The sequence below is a fragment of the Latilactobacillus fragifolii genome, from assembly GCF_905332535.1.
GTDB lineage: Bacteria > Bacillota > Bacilli > Lactobacillales > Lactobacillaceae > Latilactobacillus > Latilactobacillus fragifolii.
In genome coordinates this window covers 14,728-34,518 of the sequence record NZ_CAJOCF010000007.1, presented here as the reverse complement: position 1 = coordinate 34,518, position 19,791 = coordinate 14,728, and the positions used below count along the sequence as shown (strand labels likewise).

Genomic DNA, 19,791 nt, shown 5'->3' with positions numbered 1-19,791 from the left:
CTATTCACGAACCCGATTAAACTTCAAGACTAGGATTCTCAATCATTAAATGCTAAAGTGAACTTATCAGTCACAGGAGGCCATTCAATGTTAAAAAATTTAGTGATTCTCTATATTTCAATTGCTGGTAATACACGTTCATTTGTAACGGACTTACAGGACTACGCAGCGCAACAACATGCCAATAATCCGGCGTTACCAACCATTACCATCAGGGAAATTTCAGATGCCACCCCATTTAAAGCGGAGACTGAACCATTTTATGCGTTCGTACCAACTTACTTAGACGGTGGCAATGGCATTGATAACGGCGTTAAAGAATTGATGACCAATAGTTTAGGCGAGTACATCGCTTATGGGCAAAACGCGCGCCTTTGCTACGGCGTTATCGGCAGTGGTAACCGCAACTTTAACGAACAATATTGCTTAACCGCCAAACGGTATGCCCAACAATTCGACGCACCGTTTATCGCCGATTACGAGCTTCGTGGTAATTCTAAGGACGTCGCGCGGATTTATACCTTAATGGTTACTAACGCGCAACAACATGCCTAAATTTTAAGATTAGCCGGTAATGAGGTGATTAACTCGGTGGGGTGTTGGACAATTTGGACAGCCCCCGCCTTTTTAAGTTCTGGGATTGTCCCGAACCCATAGCTAACCCCGACAGCATCCATTGCATTTTGTTTAGCACCCAAGATATCATTTTGGCGATCACCAACCATCAATAATGGGGCGGTCTGTGGTGATAAGCCAAGTTCTGATAAAGCATAGGTAATGACATCCGCTTTTTTAACCCGGGTTATTTCATCGACACTTGCCCCAAAAACGCCCCTAAAGTAATCACTCAACTCTAAATGATCGATGACCTTCTTAGCAAACGGTTCTGGTTTCGAAGTAGCAATCGCCAGTTGTAAATCCTGTGCTTGCAATGCTGCTAGCGCCTCACGTATGCCAGGATAGAGTTGATTTTCATATAACCCTTTCGGCGCGTAATACGCTTGGAAAACTTTGATGGCTGCTTGTGTAGCATCTTCGTTCAGCCCAAATTCCCGCATAATCGTTTCATTGAGGGGCGGGCCAATGAACGTCACCAATTCCGCTTTGGTTTTTGTCGGTAAGGATAACTCTTCAATCATATATTCTAAGGCATTCACGATACCTTCTTGTGAATCAGCAATCGTGCCATCCAAATCAAATAAAACGGTCCCCTTTATCATATCAATCATCTCGCTATCTCTTATAAAGTACCTTCATTTTAGCATACTCTTTGGGCCTTAAACTTTCCTTATTACTTTTTTCATAAATCTATAAACCGCTGGTCACAAAATCTTCACAAATTCCCATTATAGTATTGAGTATAGAAAAGCGAATCTTTTCTATTTCATACTACTTAACTTTTTCATTTTACTCCTCCAAAGTAAAATTAAGGTAGACACAATCTACCACGCACGTATTATTCCCCCAAAATAATACGTGTACCCCTTACTCCTTTTTAGATCTTCGGATCTACTAAAAACCAGTCTCCCCAAGACTGGTTTTTTTGTGTTCGAATAAAAAAAGCCGCCGGAACTTTACGTTCTAGCGGCTTTTCATATTTTTAAAGTAGGTACTGTTGCATGAGCGTCACAGTTTTAAGTTGTGCCTCATCTGACACTTTGTGTTGTCCGTTTTCTTCCGTCGTTAACGATACTAGCGCCGTTGCTGGATTAGGTTGTGCCTTAATCTGATCCACAAAATCTGCCGTGAATTGGTACGGGACCATCGTATCTGCTGTCCCATGGTAGAAGTGCAAAGGCCGCCCTGCTAATTGGTCAACGTGTAATGACAAATCATAGGCTGCTAATCGTGATAAAGTAGCCGCAATAGCCGCTTGATACTTGGTTTGCAAAGCATCGGGTAATTGACTGACTTGCCATTTAGCAAGTGCCACCGGCATTGGTGCGCCAATCTTATCAACCCCAATTTTGACATTCGGATAGCGGGTAAGAATTGCATCCGTTGTAATCCCGCCCATCGAAGTCCCAGTGACACCGATTTGTTCCGGATCAACCACTCCTTCATGACTTAAAGCTGCAACCAATTCACCAAATTCGGTGACCGACTGCATCACGATGTCCCAAAATTCAAACATTAACTCAGAAAAAAGCTGGCTACCATGTCGCTTACCATGATACTTCGCATCCGGTAAGACCACGCGAAAACCTGCCTTGGCTAAAAAGTGCGCAACCATTAATTCTGATTCCTTACGATGCGTCCAGCCGTGATATACAAAGACCGTTGGTAATAAAACTTTTTCTTGACCAGTTGGGGCCACAATCAACGTACTGACTGCCCCAATTTGCCGTTCTTCAGTGCTAATCATCTCAAATCCTCCTCAATCGCCATTATTTCCCAGGTAATATTAACCAAAGAATGAACCTGTAATTTTAAATCGGCGTTTGATGTAAATCCGAACGCCGATTAAAATTGCCGCAATCACAATTTGCACAAGTGGTGGCAAGACTGGATTTAAGAAACTTGGAATCAGGATTGTCACACCGTATGCTGCAACAAAGGCTAATGTTAACCCAATTACAACAAGGGCCATCTTCCAAAATGGTGGTCGTTGTTCCTTTGGCATTTGCGTATAGCGCATTGGATAAGTCATGATAACGCCAGCAAGTGCAGCTGTAATGACAATTGATGTAATCCCAATACTAGTTGCTGAACCTTTTTTTGAGAAGTAAGCTGCAATGCCATTAAAGGCCAAATACATAATTAAAAAGATTAAGCCATTATCAAGCATTTGAAGCTGAAGTGATGTTTGTTTAGGCTTTTGGGGCGCGTGCAACAATTGATTAATCTTAGTTGTTACTGGACCATATAATTGCGTTGCTGGTTTACCCTTATGTTGTTCTGCCAACATTTCTGGTAGCATCGCTGCCAAAATTTCAGTTTGGCGTTCGGCAGACACTTCTTCAGCCTTTAATGCGCGTTTGAATTTAAATAAATAGTCCGCATTTTTCTTACTGAGTTTTGCTTCTAATCCATCAATATCAACTGGTTCTGCGGTTACTACTGGTTGGTCATTTTTAGCCAATTGTCTTCCTCCTTGATTATAATTAAACGTTAAATCTGAATTCAATGATGTCGCCATCTTCGACCATGTACTCTTTACCTTCCAAGCGTAAACGGCCAGCTTCTTTAACAGCTTGCATCGACCCATATTGATCTAAATCAGCAAACGAAACTGTTTCAGCCCGGATAAAGCCCCGTTCGAAGTCGGAATGAATTACCCCAGCGGTTTGTGGGGCTTTCATGCCTTGGCGGAAAGTCCATGCCCGGGTTTCTTTCCCCCCAGCGGTGAAGAAGGTTGCAAGCCCTAATAAGTGATAGGATGCTCGGATTAATTTATCTAAACCTGATTCAGTGACCCCTTCGGCTTCTAAGAATTCGGCTTTGTCAGCATCATCTAATGAAGCGATTTCTTCTTCAGTTCTTGCAGAGATGGCAATTACTTCTGCGCCTTCTTTAGCTGCGAAAGCACGAATTTGTTTAACATAGTCCACGCTATCAGGATCAGCCATCGCATCTTCAGCAATGTTTGCAACATATAAAACGGGTTTTGACGTTAATAAGAAGAAACTTTTAACTAATTTAGCCTCGTCTTCATTAAAATCAATAGACCGGACGGCCCCGCCCTCTTCAAGAACGGGTTTAATTTTTTTAAGCACTTCGAATTCCGCTAAAGCATCTTTGTCTTTTGTCCGCGCAATTTTTTCGACACGCGCATAGCGCTTTGTGACACTTTCTAAATCAGCTAAGCTCAATTCAAGGTTGATTGTTTCAATGTCGTCTAACGGGTCAACCGTTCCAGTAACAGAGGTGATATTATCGTCGTCAAAGGCCCGGACAACATGCACAATTGCGTCGACTTGCCGGATATTTTCCAAGAACTTGTTTCCGAGTCCTTCACCCTTGCTAGCCCCCTTAACAATCCCAGCAATATCTGTAAATTCAAAAGTTGTTGGCACAATCTTTTTAGCCGGAATAATTTCTTGAATCCGATCTAAACGCTTGTCAGGGACTTCAACCATCCCGACGTTCGGATCGATTGTGGCAAATGGATAGTTTGCCATTTCGGCGCCTGCTTTTGTGATGGCGTTAAATAACGTTGATTTTCCGACGTTGGGTAATCCTACAATTCCTGCAGTTAATGACATAGTTTTTTACACTTTCCTTTACTTTAAAAATTAGTTTGGTTGGGACCTTGTTTCAGCTCTTGATAGTGTGGTTCATTCGCAACAATGACTTGTGCTGCGGGCACCAAATTTTTCTTGAGTTTCTTTTCAAATTCACGGCGCGGTAATAAGACGGCGTGACCACACCCCATGCACTTAATTCGAATATCCATCCCTAGTCGCACCACTTCAAAGCGATTGGTGCCACAGGCATGTTGTTTTTTCATCTGAACGAGATCGCCTAATGTATACATCTAGCTCGACTCCTCACTTTAATCGATATTCACATCTAACAATGCCAGAATCCGGTTTAAATCATCGACTGTGCTGTAATCAATCTCAATCTTTCCCCGTCCCTTGCTATTGATTGCAATATTGACCTTAGTATCGAATTTATCAATCAATTGGTTCTCACTTGCTTGAATATACGGTGATTTAATCTTCGTCTTCGTCACTTTCGTGGCTTTTGTTTGGTTCATTTGATTAATTAACTGTTCCAGTTGCCGGACTGTTAAGCCTTCATCAATCGTGCGTCTCGCTAAGGCGCTAATCTGACTTTTTTTCTTCAATGATAGTAACGTCCGCGCCTGCCCCATCGAGAGGGCCCCGTTTTGCAATAACGTCTTCACATCATTGGGTAAGCCCAATAAACGCAAGTAATTAGCAATATATGGCCGGCTTTTACCCAATCGTTCTGAAACTTCTGCTTGCGTCAGATTTAATTTTTTCAAAAGTGTATCGTAAGCTTGGGCTTCTTCTAACGGTGTTAAATCTTCACGTTGCAAGTTTTCTAAGACCGCAATTTCCATCATTGCGGATTCATCAAACTGACGGGTGATAGCTGGAATCGTTGTTTTTCCGGCTAACTTCGATGCACGGAACCGGCGTTCACCAGCAATTAATTCATAACCGTTAATACTTTTGCGCACAATAATTGGTTGAAAAACGCCCGATTTCTTAATTGACGTAGCTAATTCAGCTAAAGCCGCTTCATCAAATGTCTTACGCGGTTGATAGGGATTGGGCCGAATGTCATCAAGTGCAATTTCTTCGACTAATTCATCCGTCCGATTTTTATTAGGACCTTCAAACGCAGAAAATACTGCATCCAAACCGCGGCCCAATCCTTTGCCATTTCTAGTTGCCATGAGCTGCTAACACTTCCTTTGCCAAATTTTGGTAAACTTCAGCGCCCCGTGATTTGGGATCATAATCAATGATTGATACGCCATGACTAGGTGCTTCTGCTAAACGCGTATTCCGTGGCACGATTGTATCGTAAACTCGATCACCAAAATACTTACGCACTTCTTCAATCACTTGGGCCCCTAAATTCGTCCGCGCATCATACATCGTCAACAACACCCCTTCAATTGCTAAGTTGGGATTAAAATGTTTTTGCACCAAACGAACAGTGTTTAATAATTGGCTCAATCCTTCTAAAGCATAGTATTCACTTTGAACTGGAATCATGATTGAATTACTTGCCGTAAAAGCATTGATTGAAAGCTGTCCTAATGACGGTGGGCAGTCAATCAAAACGTAATCATAATCAGCTAAGACCGGCTCTAACCCTAACTTCAAGCGCATTTCACGCGCCATCTGTGATGTCAGTTCAATCTCCGCGCCTGCAAGTTGAATTGTTGCTGGTACAATATCTAAGTTCTTATGTGACGTTTTAATGATTGTTTCTTTTAATGGAAATTCATCGACCAAAACATCATAAATATCCTTTTCGACTTGGGATTTTTGCACCCCAATGCCGCTTGTCGCATTTCCTTGTGCATCCGAATCAATGATTAACACGTGGTTGCCAGCATCCGCCAAACAAGCGCCCAGATTAATCGTCGTCGTCGTTTTACCAACGCCACCTTTTTGATTTGCAATTGAAATAACGTGTGCCATAATGAGCCTCCCTTATTGCTTTGGAATTTCGATCATAATCCGATAAACATCATCTTGTTCTTCTTCGGTGGCTTTGACAGCAATCCCGCTTTGTTCAACCATTTGAACTGATTTTTTGATGGTGTTGACGGCAATGCGTGTATCATGCGCAATTGCTTTTTTGGCTTTATCATTCGCTTTTTTAGCCTTAGTGGTTGCTTCATTTAAGTTGTCATTTGTTGAATCAGCTGTCTCTTCCGTTGGTTCTATTTCAGGCTTCAACGTCTGATTAACTAACGCTTCGGTATCCTTAACTGTTAATTGTTCAGCTAAAATTTGGTGTAAAATCATTTGCTGTTTAAATTCATCCAAACGTAAAAGACTGCGACCGTGGCGCTCAGAAATTTCGTGATTCATAATCGCTTCTTGAACAGGTTGTGAGAGCTTTAACAAACGCAACTTATTAGCAACAAATGATTGGCTCTTGCCCATCTTTTCGGCCAAGCTCGCTTGCGTAAAATCGTTCAATTTCATTAGGTCCTTGTAAGCTTGAGCTTCTTCAACGGCGGTTAATTCTTCACGTTGTAAGTTTTCAATCAAGGCCATTGAAGCTGTTTCGTGATCATCCATGGTTTGCACAATAGCTGGTAATTCAGCCCATTTGAGGGTTTGAATCGCTCGAAAACGTCGTTCACCGGCAATAATTTCATATTTTTGATCTTCATATTCCCGTAAGATAATCGGCTGTAATAAGCCGTGTTGTTCGATGGTACTTGCTAATTCGGCAATGTTATCCGCGTTAAATACTTTTCGTGGTTGAAACCGGTTAGGTACAATTGCTGAAACCGGCACTTTGATTACTTGATTAATATTTTTATCGTCTTTTTTCTTATTAAAAAATGAGAGTGCCATTATTTTTCCTCCTTAGCCATTAACGGTTTTTTAGCTGGCACACCAGCCCGCCGTGGATACTTAGCAGGGGTTGATGCGACTTTATCAATCACGATGAGATGCCGTTGATCATTTGTTTCTGGTAACGTCAAGGCAATGTCTTGTGCAAACTGGCCACCCAAGGTTTCGATTGCGAAGTTAGCTTCTGCTAATTCAGAAGCACCTTGACTCGCTTTTAATGCGATAAACTGCCCGCCAATTTTAACAGCTGGTAAACAAAATTCTGCCAATACATTTAATGAAGCAACCGCCCGGGCAGTCACGATATCAAACTGTTCCCGATACGCACTCTTCGGATTACTGAACAGTTCGGCCCGATCATGGACCAACGTCACGTCAGATAAGCCTAATTCACGGACCAATTCCCCTAAGAAGTGAATCCGTTTATTTAATGAATCAACAATCGTAATCTTCAATTGCGGGAAGAGAATTTTGATTGGTAACGAAGGAAACCCAGCGCCCGCACCAATATCACAGATAGTTAAAGGATCGGTGCGTAATTTTTCAAAATATAGCGTAGGCGTGACAGAATCGAAAAAGTGCTTGAGATAAACTGCTTCTTGTTCCGTAATAGCCGTCAAATTAACTTGTTGATTCACTTGCACAAGCCGTTTGAAATACAATTCAAACTGCTTCATCTGTGCTTGTGAAACTTGAATGTTATATGTTTTTAACGTTGCTGCAAAACCCGCTGGTGTCATTATTTCTCCTTAAATATCCTTTAAAAGTAGGCGTTCAATTCGTGGAACATTATTGTTTCACATATACCTTTTAGTTTAACGTACTTACCCGAAAAAAACAAGATTCTTCCTATTTTTCAGACTACCGTTTCATGTGAAACGGTATAATTGGTAATTTAAGAACAATTGTTACCCGTTTTAAGCGAATCATTCAGTAAGAAAGCCCTTTTGTAATCGAGCCACCGATATGCTTTAGGATAAAGACGAACTATTGATATTATTTAAGAATATTATATTCGTTTTTTACCTAAATTCTAATTGAAGTCACTATTGGCGTGTGCTAAACTAAATGTTAACTAAATTTTAACTATTTTCTTGGAGGGACCCTCGTGGCAGACATACACTCAAATTCAGCACAGCCAATTAATCATAATGAAAAGCTTCCCCATATTAAAGCGGCCATTCTCGGTTTACAACATCTTCTAGCGATGTATTCTGGTGATGTTTTAATCCCATTACTAGTCGGTGCCGCGTTACACTTTAATGCCGCACAAATGACTTACCTCGTTTCAGTCGATATTTTCATGTGTGGGGTGGCGACCTTGTTACAATTAAAACGGACCCCACTGACCGGGATTGCCTTACCAGTTGTCCTCGGTTGTGCTGTTGAGTACGTTGGCCCATTAACCGCCATTGGCACTAACAGCCAGCTTGGAATTGATGTTATGTACGGTAGTATTATTGGGGCCGGCATTTTCATTTTATTAGTTTCTGGCTTATTCGCACGTTTGCGTTGGCTCTTCCCACCAGTTGTCACAGGTTCACTCATTACATTAATCGGGTTCACATTGATTCCTGTTGCCTTCCAAAACTTAGGGGGTGGCGATGTTGCCGCTAAATCATTTGGGAGTACCCCAAACCTAATTGCCGGCTTTTCAACGATTGCTTTAATTCTTATTTTTAGCATTTGGGGACACGGCTTCATCCAACAAATCGCCATTTTAATTGGGATTATTGCGGGCACCTTAATTGCTGCTGCTATCGGGATTGTTTCATTAGAGCCAGTGGGGCAAGCAAGTTGGTTCAAATTACCTGAATTGTTCTACTTTGGAACTCCACGCTTTGAATGGTCCTCAATCGTTTCAATGTCATTGGCTGCTCTAACTACCATGATTGAATCAATCGGCGTCTTCTTCGCCCTTGGTGAGATTGTTGGTCGCGACATTACTAGCAATGATCTTAAACGGGGGTTCCGTGCTGAAGGGATTGCCGCAATCTTAGGGGGCTTGTTCAACACATTCCCTTACTCAACGTTCTCACAAAACGTTGGAATCGTTCAATTATCAGGCATAAAAACGAAAAAGCCAGTTTACTACTCAGCATTTTTCTTAATCATCTTAGGGTTATTGCCTAAGATTGGAGCAGTCGCAACCATTATTCCAAGTGCCGTCTTAGGCGGGGCTATGGTCGTTATGTTCGGAACGGTTGGCATTCAAGGTATTAAGATGTTACACAAAGTCGATCTTGATGATAACCGTAACTTACTCGTCGCTGCCGTTTCAATCGGCTTAGGCTTAGGGATTGCAATTCATCCAACGCTTCTCCAATCATTACCAACCAGTGTTCGCACCATTCTAGGTAACGGCTTAGTAGTCGGTAGTCTCAGCGCTGTCATCTTAAACTTACTATTCAACTATCGTTCATTAATGGCTGCAAAACATGCTGAACAAAAATAATTAGTCTCACGCAAAAAAGGGGGCGGACAACATTGTCCGCCCCCTTTTTAATGTATTTATTGATCTGCGTACGAAATTGATGAGAACTTATTAAACGTCTTAACAAAGAGTAATTTGACGGTTCCCCGTGCACCTGCACGATTTTTTTCGATAATCACTTCAACTTCCCCAACATCTGCATTATCCGACTGCTGGGTCGCCGGTGCTGGCGAATTGCCACCACCGAAATCATCGCTATCTTCTCCAGGTTCATCACGATAATAATCATCACGATATAAGAAAGCAACGATATCAGCATCCTGTTCGATTGATCCGGATTCCCGAATGTCTGAAAGGACCGGTCGTTTATCTTGTCGTTGTTCAACCCCACGAGAGAGTTGGGAAAGCGCAATGACTGGTACTCGTAATTCTTTGGCCAATTTCTTCAATTGCCGTGAAATCGCCGAGACTTCTTGTTGCCGATTTTCTTGGCCGGACCCTTCAATCAATTGCAAATAATCAATGACGATGAGCCCAACGCCCCCTTTTTCCTTAGCTAAACGCCGGCATTTCGCCCGAATTTCAGCCATTTTCACGCCGGGCGTATCGTCAATATAGATATTTGCTTTAGAAAGACTCCCCATGGCCACGATTAAATTCTGCCATTCAAGTTCGTCGAGTTGCCCTGTTCTTAAATGATTAGCGTCAATACTCCCTTCGGCACATAACATCCGGTTAACAAGTTGCTCGGCACCCATTTCTAAACTAAAAATTGCAATATTCTCATTGGTTTTCGTCCCAATATTCTGCGCAATATTCAAAACAAACGCGGTTTTCCCAACCCCGGGACGGGCCGCCAAAATAATTAATTCATCTTCATGTAAACCCGCGGTAATCTTATCTAAATCGCGGTATCCCGTCGACAGCCCAGTAATCTCTTCTTCATTTTGATATAACTTATCTATTTGTTCAATTGAACTCGTTAAGACATCTGAAATTGGTTTGAAACCGGCCTTGTTTTGACGTTCGGAAACGTCCATGATCTCCTTTTCAGCGGTATCTAAAATATCCGTAACATCTTCATCTTGCGCGTAACCTTTTGCTACAATGTTTTGAGCGGTTTGGATTAAGCGGCGTAACATCGCTTTTTCAGAAACAATTTTCGCATAGTAAACCACGTTGGCAGCCGTTGGGACAGCCTCAGCCAACTCAGCTAAATAACCGATACCCCCGATATCTTCTAATTGGTTCTGTGCATCAAGGGCACTCTTTAAAGTAACCGCATCAATGCCTTCACCCCGTTCGTTTAATTCAACCATCGTTTCGAAGATCAAACGGTGGGCTTTACGATAAAAATCGTCGGCGGTAACATATTCCATTGCTTCGACGAGCGCATCGCCACTAATAAAGACGGCCCCTAAAACGGCCTGTTCCGCCTCATTATTCTGCGGCGGTACTTGTTCAATTAGTTCATTATTCACCATTTTTACTCCTTTGGTTAATCGACTTCAATTACTCCCTAGTTTACTCAAAATATCGGTGACTAGCAACAGACACCGACCAATCAGCAATTAAAAAAAGCCGTGATAGTGGTGTGCTAATCACGGTCTTTTTAATCATTCATTTTATTACTCAGTTACGATGTGCACCCGAATCGTGGCTGTCACTTCAGGGTGGATTCGGACATCAACATTCCGGTAACCAAGCGCTTTGATTGGTTCTGGTAAGTCAATTTTTCGTTTATCGACATTAATCTTATACTGTTGCGCCAATGCTTGGGCAATTTGCTTGCTTGGAATTGAACCAAATAGCCGGCCATCCGTCCCCGCTTTAGATTGAATTTCAACGATTGTTTTATCGTCTTCAATTTTAGCTTTTAATACCTTTGCTTCGGCTAATTCGGCAGCTGCGTTTTTAGCTTCAGCATGTTGTTGACCTTTTAAAGCACTAATAGCAGCTGGTGTTGCCGGTTTTGCTTTCCCATTTTTAATTAAAAAGTTTTGAGCGTAACCATCTGGCACATCTTTCACTTGGCCTTTTTTACCTTTGCCTCGTACATCTTCTAAGAAAATAACTTTCATTATTCTAACCACCTTATCTCATTAATCGTTTGTTGCTTCTTCGTCCGTTTCCGGATCAAATAACTCTGCTAAAACCGTTAATAGCTGCGCCTTAGCTTCCGAAACAGTCGTATCTGCCATCTGGGTTGCCGCGTTGGAAAGATGACCGCCGCCACCTAGTTTTTCCATAATCACTTGAACATTCACATCGCCTAGACTCCGCGCTGAAATAGCAATCATGCCATCTGGGCGTTTCACAATGACAAACGCTGCTTCAATACCGGACAATGACAGCAAAGTATCTGCTGCTTGTGCTGCAATGACCGGATCATAAGTCCGATTGTCCTCACCCACACATAATGCCATATTTGGTTCAACCATTTCAATGGTTTCAATTAAATGATTCTTTTGAATGTAATTATCGACATTTTCTTTTAACAAGTGTTGGACCATTGAAGCATCGGCACCAACTGAACGTAAGTAACTGGCTGCGTCAAACGTCCGGGTCCCAGTCCGCATTGAAAACGACTGCGTATCAACCGTAATCCCAGCTAACATCGTTGTCGCTTCGAACTTGTTAATGTTCGCAACATTTTGCGGTTGATATTCAAACATTTCCGTCACTAACTCACACGTTGAAGAGGCGTAGGGCTCGATATAAACCAACATTGGATTTTCTGGGAACTCTTCCCCACGACGGTGGTGATCGATGACAATCGTCCGTTGAGCAAGCTTCGCGTACAACTTAGGTGCCATTGTGATTGATGGTTTGGAATGATCGACCATCACCAATAAACTATTAGTCGTTGCTTTTTCGAGCGCTTCTTCGGGAGACAACACTTCCACCGCAATTTCAGGGTACGCTTTAACTTCCTCCAAAAGGCGTTGAATATCCGTATGAATATTATTTTGATCAACGACTACGTAACACTTCTTACCGTTCATTTCGGCAATCCGGCGAATCCCAAATGAGGCCCCCAATGCATCCATATCTGGACGAATATGGCCCATAACAAAGACTTCATCCACTTGTTTGAAGATTTCTTGCAATGCCTGCGAAATCATCCGCGCCCGAACCCGCGTCCGTTTTTCCATCGGGTTGGTCTTACCACCGTAAAAACGCGCTTGTCCTTCACTCGCTTTGACAACGACTTGATCACCACCACGACCAAGAGCTAAATCCAAATTACTCTGTGAAGTCGTTGCTAACACAGCTAAATCGGGTTCACCATACGCAAACCCAACACTTAACGTTAATGGGAAGTTTTGTTTGGATGTTTCTTCGCGAATTTCATCCAAAATCTTAAACTTCTCTTGCTCAACGGCGTGTAATGATTTGGCATACGCTAAAACGAAGAAATGATCATCGTCAACGCGTTTCAAAAACATCTGAAATTGATTAGCCCAGCGTGTTAACTCGTTAGTGACATAGTTATTTAGATTAGAAACAGCTTGATCATCCATTGTCTGGGTGATTTCATCATAGTTATCTAGAAATACTTGCCCAATGGCTACTTGTTCATCTTTATAACGGTCTTCAATGGCCGCATAGCGTGTAATATCGAGTAGATAAACCACCCCAATATTTTCTTGGATAATGATTTGGAACTGATTATCGCCCCAATGGACGATTTTGGTCTCAGTAGCTTCTTCGTTTTGCGCAACTAATGCGGCCAATTCAGAATCGACTTCTTTAAGCGGCTTACCTAAAACTTCTTTATCGCCAAAATACTTCTGCAAATAAGGATTGGTCCATTGAATCTCACCTAATTCATTGTACAATAAAATCCCAATTGGCATCTTGATTAAAGCTTCTTGCTCGCCACGTTTAATGCGATACGACAAGTCCGAAACATACTTAGCTGTATTCTCAGTAACCGTTTCGATCGCATACAATACGGTAATCACTGTCCCAATTAATAATACGAATAAAATCAGGGCAATGAGCCAATCTAACATCGCAGCAAATACCAAACTAACCGCTGTGAGGCCCAACAAAATAAGCGCAACGGTTCGCAGGCGAGTATCATCTAAAAACTGTGGTAATTTTAATTGTTTAAACTTATTTTTCATGTAAACTCCTTAATTCTAGATCCCATTCTGATTCTTGTTCATCTATCATTGAGTCTGTGTGGTTGGTTCTTTACTAAAACTTAAAAAATGCTACCTTCATTTTAGCACAATTGCCCTATAATTACCGCTTTGAATCCGGAATTTAATCCCATGTTCCCCTATTAGCGCACACAAAAAAAGACCTACTAAACACTGTTTAGTAGGTCTTTTGGTTGACTGATTAGTCTTCTGTAACGAATGGTAATAAGCCCATAATCCGTGCGCGTTTGATTGCAATTGTCAAACGACGTTGGTTTTTAGCACTTGTACCAGATACCCGACGAGGTAAAATCTTACCGCGTTCTGAGATAAAACGTTTCAATAAATCAGTGTCTTTGTAGTCGATATATTCGATGTGGTTAGCAGCGATGAAATCAACCTTACGACGACGACGGTTGCCGCCTCTTCTTTGTTGAGCCATTGAAAGTTCCTCCTTCCAAAACAGTTTATTTTAGAAAGGTAAATCATCATCTGAAATATCAATTGCTTGGCCATTATTTGCAAATGGATCGGCTTGAGTATTATTAGCAGCTGATGGATTACCCGATTGTTGAGGGCTGGTAAATCCAGATTGTTGGCTACCATTGCTTTGATTACTGTTAAAGTTTTGGCTTGCGCCATCACTTTGCCGTTGCTCCGTTGTTGTCCGTGATTCTAACAATGAGAAGTTATCAACGACCACTTCGGTTACGTATACCCGTTGACCTTGTTGGTTTTCATAATTTCTCGTTTGTAGACGGCCATCAACTCCGACTAGTGAGCCTTTCTTAGTGAAATTAGCGAAGTTTTCCGCTGATTTACGCCAGATGACACAGTTGATAAAGTCTGCTTCACGATCACCATTAGCATTCGTGAATTGACGATTTACTGCGACTGAGAAAGTCCCAACAGCAGCACCACTAGACGTGTAACGTAAGTCAACATCGCGTGTTAGCCGACCAACGAGTACAACTCGATTAATCATTCTGTCAGCTCCCCTCTATTCAATAATTACAATTCAAAATTAGTCTTCGCGTTTAACGATCATATGACGTAAAATTGCGTCATCAATCTTAGCTAGACGATCAAATTCGTTTAAAGCTTCATCATTATCAGCTAAAACATTTACGATATGGTAAATGCCTTCGTTTTGATTGTTGATTTCATAAGCTAAACGACGTTTTGACCAGTCTTTTGAATCAATCACTTCAGCGCCGTTGTCTTTTAAGATGCCGTCGAAACGGTTGACAAGGGCTGTTTTACTTTCTTCATCAATTGTTGTTGAGATGATGTAAGTAATTTCGTATTTTGATTGAGCCATGACTGTTCACCTCCTTATGGACTTTAGGTTCTTACCTGTGTAAGAACAAGGAGTAACTGACTAATAAAAATTAGCCTCACGATTTAGACCCTGTGTCTAAATCACAGATACTCACAAGATAAAATTCTATCATAACGGCCGTTAAAATACAATCTAAAATAAAAAATCGTTGCCACTAACACGCTTGGTAACAGTTGTTACAAGTGTATTTACGCAGAAACGATTTTTATTTTTTTAATTGACTTAATTTTCTGAATCTTGATCATCTGATGCCGCTTGATCGGCTTCAGCTCGTGCAAGTAATTCATCAACTTGTGCTAAGCCAGTATCAGTGACGTTATCACTTGGTACGGTTGGTGTTTCAGCGTCATCTGGTTCAGCTTCAACTTTCGCCATTGTTGCCACCTTCGCTTCGTCATCCACCCGGATTAAACGTACACCAAGTGTGGCCCGCCCAGTTTGTGAAACGTTAGCGACCTTGAAGCGAATCAAGACGCCAGTATCAGTGATTAAGAGAATATCCTCTTCACCAGTGACGGCTGCCACCCCAGCTAATGGCCCATTCTTTTTAGTGATATTGGCAGTCTTAATCCCTTTACCACCACGGCCCTTAATTGGATAATCAGCAACTGGTGTCCGTTTACCGTAACCCTTTTCGGAAATCACAAGGATTTCTTGGTCTGGAATGAGTAAGTCAGAACCGACAACATAGTCGCCTTCACGTAACCGAATCCCCCGCACACCAGCAGCAGTTCTCCCCATTGAGCGAACAGCTGTTTCACTAAAGGACACAGCGTAACCGTTATGCGTTCCGATAAAGATGTTTTGTTGTCCATCAGTCATTAAGACGTTACTTAATTCGTCATTTTCATGCAAAGTCAAGGCTTTCAGCCCATTGCTACGGATATTGGCGAATTCAGAAACAGCTGTCCGTTTAACCGTCCCCAAACGGGTAATAAAGAAGAGCGATTGTTCAGTTTGAACTTCTTTACCAACATTAACGACAGTTTGAACACGTTCATCAGAATTAATCCCTAACAAGTTAATGATTGGAATCCCCTTAGCAGTGCGCCCATATTCTGGAATTTCATACCCTTTAGCACGATATACTTTCCCGGTATTGGTGAAGAATAAGAGCACTTCATGGGTCGAAGTCGAAAGCAAGTGTTCGATAAAATCGTCATCGTGGACGCCCATCCCTTGGATCCCACGACCACCACGATTTTGAACTTTGAATTCACTGGCTGGTAATCGTTTGATATAGCCGTTGTGCGTTAAAGCAATCACAACATCTTCTTCTTCGATTAAGTCCTCGTCTTCAAGACTAAGCACTTCCCCCACCAATAATTCTGTCCGACGTTTATCGCCGAATTTACTTTGAATATCAAGTAATTCATCGTAAATAATCTTCTTAATTCGTTCTGGTTTGGCTAAAATATCTTTCAAATCGGCAATTAAAGTCATCAAATTATTGTATTCATTTTCAACTTTATCGCGTTCCAAACCGGTTAAGCGGACTAAACGCATATCCAAGATGGCTTGCGCTTGTTTGTCTGATAGATCATAGCGCTCCATCAACAAGACCTTAGCCGCATCACCTGTGTTGGAACCACGGATAATCTGAATAATCGCATCAATATGGTCTAAAGCAATCCGTAACCCAGCTAAAATGTGTGCCCGTGCCTCAGCCTTTTTCAAATCAAATGCAGTCCGGCGACGAATGACTTCTTCTTGATGCACTAAGTAGTGTTCCAAGATTGCTTTCAAACTCAATACTTTTGGGGCACCATCAACAATCGCCACCATATTAAATGAAAATGACGTCTGTAATGGTGTCAATTTATATAAGTTATTCAAAACTACTGAAGCACTCATGTCACGGCGCACATCAATTACAATGCGCATCCCATCACGGTCCGATTCATCGTTTAAATCGGTAATTCCTTCAAGCCGTTTGTCGCGAGCTAGTTCCGCAATTCGTTCGACCAACTTGGCCTTATTAACCATGTATGGAATTTCAGTGACGATAATCCGTTCTTTACCGTTTTTTTGGACCTCAACATCCACTTTAGCGCGAAGGGTGATTGTCCCTTTACCGGATTCATACGCATGGCGAATACCAGATTTCCCCATCACTAACCCACCAGTTGGAAAATCAGGACCAGGTAAGGCGTCCATCAAGTCAGCAGTTGTTGCATCTGGATTATCCATCAAGATGTGTAATGCACTAATCACTTCGGCTAAATTATGCGGTGGAATATTGGTTGTCATCCCAACCGCAATCCCAGTCGCCCCGTTAACGAGTAGGTTCGGGAACCGGGCTGGTAAAACAGCGGGTTCACGTTCTGACTCATCGTAGTTCGGTACATAATCAATTGTATTCTTATTGATATCACGTAACATTTCGACAGCCATCTTACTCATCCGAGCTTCGGTGTACCGCATTGCAGCAGCACCATCACCATCGACAGAGCCGAAATTCCCATGACCATCCACTAACATATAACGATAACTAAAATCTTGTGCCATCCGCACCATAGCTTCATAAATTGCTGAATCCCCATGTGGATGGTATTTCCCCATAACATCCCCAACAATTCTGGCAGATTTCTTATACGGCTTTTCGGGGGAGACCCCTAATTCATTCATGCCATATAAAATTCGGCGTTGAACAGGTTTTAACCCATCACGAACGTCTGGTAAGGCACGCGCAACAATGACACTCATTGCATATTCTAGGAATGATTTACGCATTGTCTTGGATAAATTGACGTTTTCAATCCGACCGTCTTGGCCAATTTCGTTTGCCATTAATCTATAAACCCCTCTCAGTCAGTCTTTCAATGTGTCCGTTTAAGTGGCGAACACGCTATGCATCGATGCTCTTTGGATCCATATAAACGGCGTTTTCTTCAATGAAAATCCGGCGAGGTTCAACCCGATCACCCATTAACATTTCAAAAATTTGATCCGCTTCTTCGGCATCTTCAACGTTAACCCGCAACATGCGGCGGTTTTCAGGATCCATGGTTGTTTCCCATAATTGGCTAGCATCCATTTCCCCTAACCCTTTGTAGCGTTGCACTTCCGGTTTAGGACTTGGTTGGAGCGTCCCTAACACTTCTTGTAACTCTTCATCAGAATCAATGTAGCGCATCATTTTCCCTTGTTTAACCCGATATAAAGGCGGCTGTGCGATATACACGTAGCCGGCTTCAACGATTGGTCGCATGTAACGGTAAAATAACGTTAAAAGTAACGTCCGAATATGGGCGCCATCGACATCGGCATCAGTCATGATGATTAACTTATGATACCGGGCTTTAGAAACGTCAAATTCTTGACCAAAACCAGTCCCCATTGCTGTAAATAGGGTTCGAATTTCATCATTCGCTAAGATTTTTTCCATGCTAGCTTTTTCAACATTCAGGATTTTCCCCCGAATTGGCAAAATGGCTTGCGTCAAACGTGAACGGCCTGATTTGGCTGAGCCCCCAGCAGAATCCCCTTCGACAATGAATAATTCTGAAATGGCAGGGTCTTTACTACTATTATCGGCTAACTTCCCTGGTAAGTTAGAAATTTCAAGGCCATTTTTCTTACGGGTAACTTCCCGGGCACGTTTAGCCGCTAACCGGGCTTTAGCGGCCAACGAACCTTTATCGACAATTTGGCGGGCAATCGATGGATTTTCCATCAAGAACTTCGTGAAATGATCAGAGAACATCCGATCAGTCACTGTCCGTGCGTCGGCATTGCCTAACTTCGTCTTCGTTTGACCTTCAAATTGAGGATCTGGATGTTTAACGGAGACGACAGCTGTTAAACCTTCACGGACATCTTCCCCTGAAAGGTTCGCGTCGTTGGGTTTTAAGATGTTTTGCTTTGTTGCATAGTCGTTGATGACCCGCGTGAGCGCCGTTTTAAAGCCAGATTCGTGCGTCCCACCTTCGTAAGTATGAATATTATTGGCAAAGGTCATTAAGTTTGTTCGATAATCATCCGTATATTGCAAAGCAACTTCCACGGTAATTCCGTTTTGTTCACCTTCAACATAGATTGGTTCATCTAAAAGGGTTTCTTTCTTTTTATCTAAGAACTCAACATAGCTTTTAATCCCACCTTCATAGTGGAATTCAAGTTTTTCGTGTGTTTCGGCCCGTTTATCGGTAAACGTTAGCTTCAAGCCTTTATTTAAAAAGGCCAATTCCCGAATCCGAGTCGTCAAAATTTTATCATCATACACCGTTGTTTCGGTAAAGATATCAGCATCGGGTACAAAATGAACTTTGGTGCCATGTTCATGGGCTGGTGCGTCACCAATTACCTTCATTGGCGTTTGCACTTTCCCCCGTTTGAAATCGATATAGTAGCGTTTCCCCCCTTGGGTAACCACTGCATCCAATTCCGTTGACAAGGCATTCACAACTGAAGCCCCAACACCATGCAGTCCACCAGATACCTTGTAGCCGCCACCGCCAAATTTCCCACCAGCATGCAAAATCGTAAAGACGGTTTCTAGTGCCGATTTGCCAGTCTTGGCTTGAATCCCAACTGGAATGCCCCGGCCATCATCGGTAACGGTAATACTATTGTCAGGTTCAACAACCACATTGATTTCTGTCGCAAAACCAGCCAGTGCTTCATCAATCCCATTATCGATAATTTCCCAAACTAAATGATGCAACCCTTGAGAACTCGTTGTCCCAATGTACATCCCTGGTCGTTTACGAACGGCTTCCAGGCCTTCTAACACCTGAATTTGACTGGCATCATAAGCTTTAGCGCGTTCTTCTTTTGCTTTCATTTGTGCTTCTGTCTCTTGATTCATTTGATCATCTGCCAAGAAAAAAACCTCCGTTTGAT

At 42.2% G+C, this 19,791-nt stretch carries 19 protein-coding genes; 2 read left to right on the top strand and 17 right to left on the bottom strand.

Features of this window, described 5'->3' with window-relative positions; all coding sequences use genetic code 11:
* The first annotated feature begins 87 nt into the window (after positions 1–87).
* On the top strand, positions 88–555 hold the full coding sequence (nrdI, locus tag J7Q78_RS08315) for a class Ib ribonucleoside-diphosphate reductase assembly flavoprotein NrdI (protein ID WP_208422974.1): 468 nt from the start codon (positions 88–90) through the stop codon (positions 553–555).
* Here the strand turns inward: nrdI and J7Q78_RS08310 are convergent.
* The 9 genes from J7Q78_RS08310 to rsmG all read right to left on the bottom strand — a co-directional run bounded on the left by J7Q78_RS08310 (position 552) and on the right by rsmG (position 7,759).
* A complete protein-coding gene (locus J7Q78_RS08310; protein ID WP_208422973.1) occupies positions 552–1,229 on the bottom strand; it encodes an HAD hydrolase-like protein in 678 nt (225 codons plus the stop codon). The genes nrdI and J7Q78_RS08310 overlap by 4 nt on opposite strands.
* A gap of 371 nt (positions 1,230–1,600) precedes the next feature.
* Positions 1,601–2,365, bottom strand: coding sequence for a prolyl oligopeptidase family serine peptidase (locus tag J7Q78_RS08305; protein WP_208422972.1), 765 nt, complete (start codon positions 2,363–2,365; stop codon positions 1,601–1,603).
* A gap of 39 nt (positions 2,366–2,404) precedes the next feature.
* The gene (locus J7Q78_RS08300; RefSeq protein WP_208422971.1) at positions 2,405–3,082 is read right to left on the bottom strand and encodes a DUF1129 domain-containing protein; all 678 of its coding nucleotides are present in this window, start codon (positions 3,080–3,082) and stop codon (positions 2,405–2,407) included.
* Positions 3,083–3,104: 22 nt separating this feature from the next.
* On the bottom strand, positions 3,105–4,205 hold the full coding sequence (gene ychF / locus J7Q78_RS08295) for a redox-regulated ATPase YchF (RefSeq protein ID WP_154242935.1): 1,101 nt from the start codon (positions 4,203–4,205) through the stop codon (positions 3,105–3,107).
* Between the two features lie 23 nt (positions 4,206–4,228).
* Entirely contained in the window at positions 4,229–4,477 is a 249-nt protein-coding gene (locus tag J7Q78_RS08290) for a DUF951 domain-containing protein (protein ID WP_208422970.1), read from the bottom strand.
* Positions 4,478–4,495: 18 nt separating this feature from the next.
* Positions 4,496–5,371 (bottom strand): ParB/RepB/Spo0J family partition protein, encoded by an 876-nt coding sequence (locus tag J7Q78_RS08285; RefSeq protein ID WP_208422969.1) that lies wholly within the window; start codon positions 5,369–5,371, stop codon positions 4,496–4,498.
* Entirely contained in the window at positions 5,361–6,128 is a 768-nt protein-coding gene (locus J7Q78_RS08280; RefSeq protein ID WP_004265824.1) for a ParA family protein, read from the bottom strand. The genes J7Q78_RS08285 and J7Q78_RS08280 overlap by 11 nt, the downstream gene beginning before the upstream one ends.
* A gap of 12 nt (positions 6,129–6,140) precedes the next feature.
* On the bottom strand, positions 6,141–7,019 hold the full coding sequence (gene noc / locus J7Q78_RS08275; RefSeq protein WP_208422968.1) for a nucleoid occlusion protein: 879 nt from the start codon (positions 7,017–7,019) through the stop codon (positions 6,141–6,143).
* A complete protein-coding gene (gene rsmG / locus J7Q78_RS08270; RefSeq protein WP_208422967.1) occupies positions 7,019–7,759 on the bottom strand; it encodes a 16S rRNA (guanine(527)-N(7))-methyltransferase RsmG in 741 nt (246 codons plus the stop codon). The genes noc and rsmG overlap by 1 nt, the downstream gene beginning before the upstream one ends.
* A gap of 368 nt (positions 7,760–8,127) precedes the next feature.
* Here rsmG and J7Q78_RS08265 point away from each other — a divergent pair, with 368 nt between their 5' ends.
* A complete protein-coding gene (locus J7Q78_RS08265) occupies positions 8,128–9,474 on the top strand; it encodes a nucleobase:cation symporter-2 family protein (RefSeq protein WP_407929563.1) in 1,347 nt (448 codons plus the stop codon).
* A 56-nt stretch (positions 9,475–9,530) separates the two neighbouring features.
* On the opposite strand, the gene dnaB is transcribed toward J7Q78_RS08265, so the two are convergent.
* The 8 genes from dnaB to gyrB form a co-directional block, all read right to left on the bottom strand.
* Entirely contained in the window at positions 9,531–10,934 is a 1,404-nt protein-coding gene (gene dnaB / locus J7Q78_RS08260) for a replicative DNA helicase (RefSeq protein WP_173011591.1), read from the bottom strand.
* A gap of 147 nt (positions 10,935–11,081) precedes the next feature.
* The gene (gene rplI, locus J7Q78_RS08255; protein ID WP_154242941.1) at positions 11,082–11,534 is read right to left on the bottom strand and encodes a 50S ribosomal protein L9; all 453 of its coding nucleotides are present in this window, start codon (positions 11,532–11,534) and stop codon (positions 11,082–11,084) included.
* 21 nt (positions 11,535–11,555) lie between these two features.
* A complete protein-coding gene (locus tag J7Q78_RS08250; RefSeq protein WP_208422966.1) occupies positions 11,556–13,586 on the bottom strand; it encodes a DHH family phosphoesterase in 2,031 nt (676 codons plus the stop codon).
* Positions 13,587–13,806: 220 nt separating this feature from the next.
* Positions 13,807–14,046, bottom strand: coding sequence for a 30S ribosomal protein S18 (gene rpsR, locus J7Q78_RS08245; protein WP_004265822.1), 240 nt, complete (start codon positions 14,044–14,046; stop codon positions 13,807–13,809).
* Between the two features lie 30 nt (positions 14,047–14,076).
* Positions 14,077–14,589 (bottom strand): single-stranded DNA-binding protein, encoded by a 513-nt coding sequence (ssb, locus tag J7Q78_RS08240; RefSeq protein WP_208422965.1) that lies wholly within the window; start codon positions 14,587–14,589, stop codon positions 14,077–14,079.
* Positions 14,590–14,628: 39 nt separating this feature from the next.
* Positions 14,629–14,925, bottom strand: coding sequence for a 30S ribosomal protein S6 (rpsF, locus tag J7Q78_RS08235; RefSeq protein ID WP_208422964.1), 297 nt, complete (start codon positions 14,923–14,925; stop codon positions 14,629–14,631).
* A 243-nt stretch (positions 14,926–15,168) separates the two neighbouring features.
* On the bottom strand, positions 15,169–17,736 hold the full coding sequence (gene gyrA / locus J7Q78_RS08230) for a DNA gyrase subunit A (protein WP_208422963.1): 2,568 nt from the start codon (positions 17,734–17,736) through the stop codon (positions 15,169–15,171).
* A gap of 58 nt (positions 17,737–17,794) precedes the next feature.
* Complete coding sequence (gene gyrB, locus J7Q78_RS08225) at positions 17,795–19,756, bottom strand: DNA topoisomerase (ATP-hydrolyzing) subunit B (protein WP_208422992.1); 1,962 nt, start codon at positions 19,754–19,756, stop codon at positions 17,795–17,797.
* Between the last annotated feature and the right edge of the window lie 35 nt (positions 19,757–19,791).

What these genes read in the sequence shown, in the direction of transcription:
- nrdI (WP_208422974.1), top strand. Translation starts at nt 88, where the DNA reads ATGTTAAAAAATTTAGTGATTCTCTATATTTCAATTGCTGGTAATACA.
- J7Q78_RS08310 (WP_208422973.1), bottom strand. Translation starts at nt 1,229, where the DNA reads ATGATTGATATGATAAAGGGGACCGTTTTATTTGATTTGGATGGCACG.
- J7Q78_RS08305 (WP_208422972.1), bottom strand. Translation starts at nt 2,365, where the DNA reads ATGATTAGCACTGAAGAACGGCAAATTGGGGCAGTCAGTACGTTGATT.
- ychF (WP_154242935.1), bottom strand. Translation starts at nt 4,205, where the DNA reads ATGTCATTAACTGCAGGAATTGTAGGATTACCCAACGTCGGAAAATCA.
- J7Q78_RS08290 (WP_208422970.1), bottom strand. Translation starts at nt 4,477, where the DNA reads ATGTATACATTAGGCGATCTCGTTCAGATGAAAAAACAACATGCCTGT.
- J7Q78_RS08285 (WP_208422969.1), bottom strand. Translation starts at nt 5,371, where the DNA reads ATGGCAACTAGAAATGGCAAAGGATTGGGCCGCGGTTTGGATGCAGTA.
- J7Q78_RS08280 (WP_004265824.1), bottom strand. Translation starts at nt 6,128, where the DNA reads ATGGCACACGTTATTTCAATTGCAAATCAAAAAGGTGGCGTTGGTAAA.
- noc (WP_208422968.1), bottom strand. Translation starts at nt 7,019, where the DNA reads ATGGCACTCTCATTTTTTAATAAGAAAAAAGACGATAAAAATATTAAT.
- rsmG (WP_208422967.1), bottom strand. Translation starts at nt 7,759, where the DNA reads ATGACACCAGCGGGTTTTGCAGCAACGTTAAAAACATATAACATTCAA.
- rplI (WP_154242941.1), bottom strand. Translation starts at nt 11,534, where the DNA reads ATGAAAGTTATTTTCTTAGAAGATGTACGAGGCAAAGGTAAAAAAGGC.
- J7Q78_RS08250 (WP_208422966.1), bottom strand. Translation starts at nt 13,586, where the DNA reads ATGAAAAATAAGTTTAAACAATTAAAATTACCACAGTTTTTAGATGAT.
- rpsR (WP_004265822.1), bottom strand. Translation starts at nt 14,046, where the DNA reads ATGGCTCAACAAAGAAGAGGCGGCAACCGTCGTCGTCGTAAGGTTGAT.
- ssb (WP_208422965.1), bottom strand. Translation starts at nt 14,589, where the DNA reads ATGATTAATCGAGTTGTACTCGTTGGTCGGCTAACACGCGATGTTGAC.
- rpsF (WP_208422964.1), bottom strand. Translation starts at nt 14,925, where the DNA reads ATGGCTCAATCAAAATACGAAATTACTTACATCATCTCAACAACAATT.
- gyrA (WP_208422963.1), bottom strand. Translation starts at nt 17,736, where the DNA reads ATGGCAAACGAAATTGGCCAAGACGGTCGGATTGAAAACGTCAATTTA.
- gyrB (WP_208422992.1), bottom strand. Translation starts at nt 19,756, where the DNA reads ATGAATCAAGAGACAGAAGCACAAATGAAAGCAAAAGAAGAACGCGCT.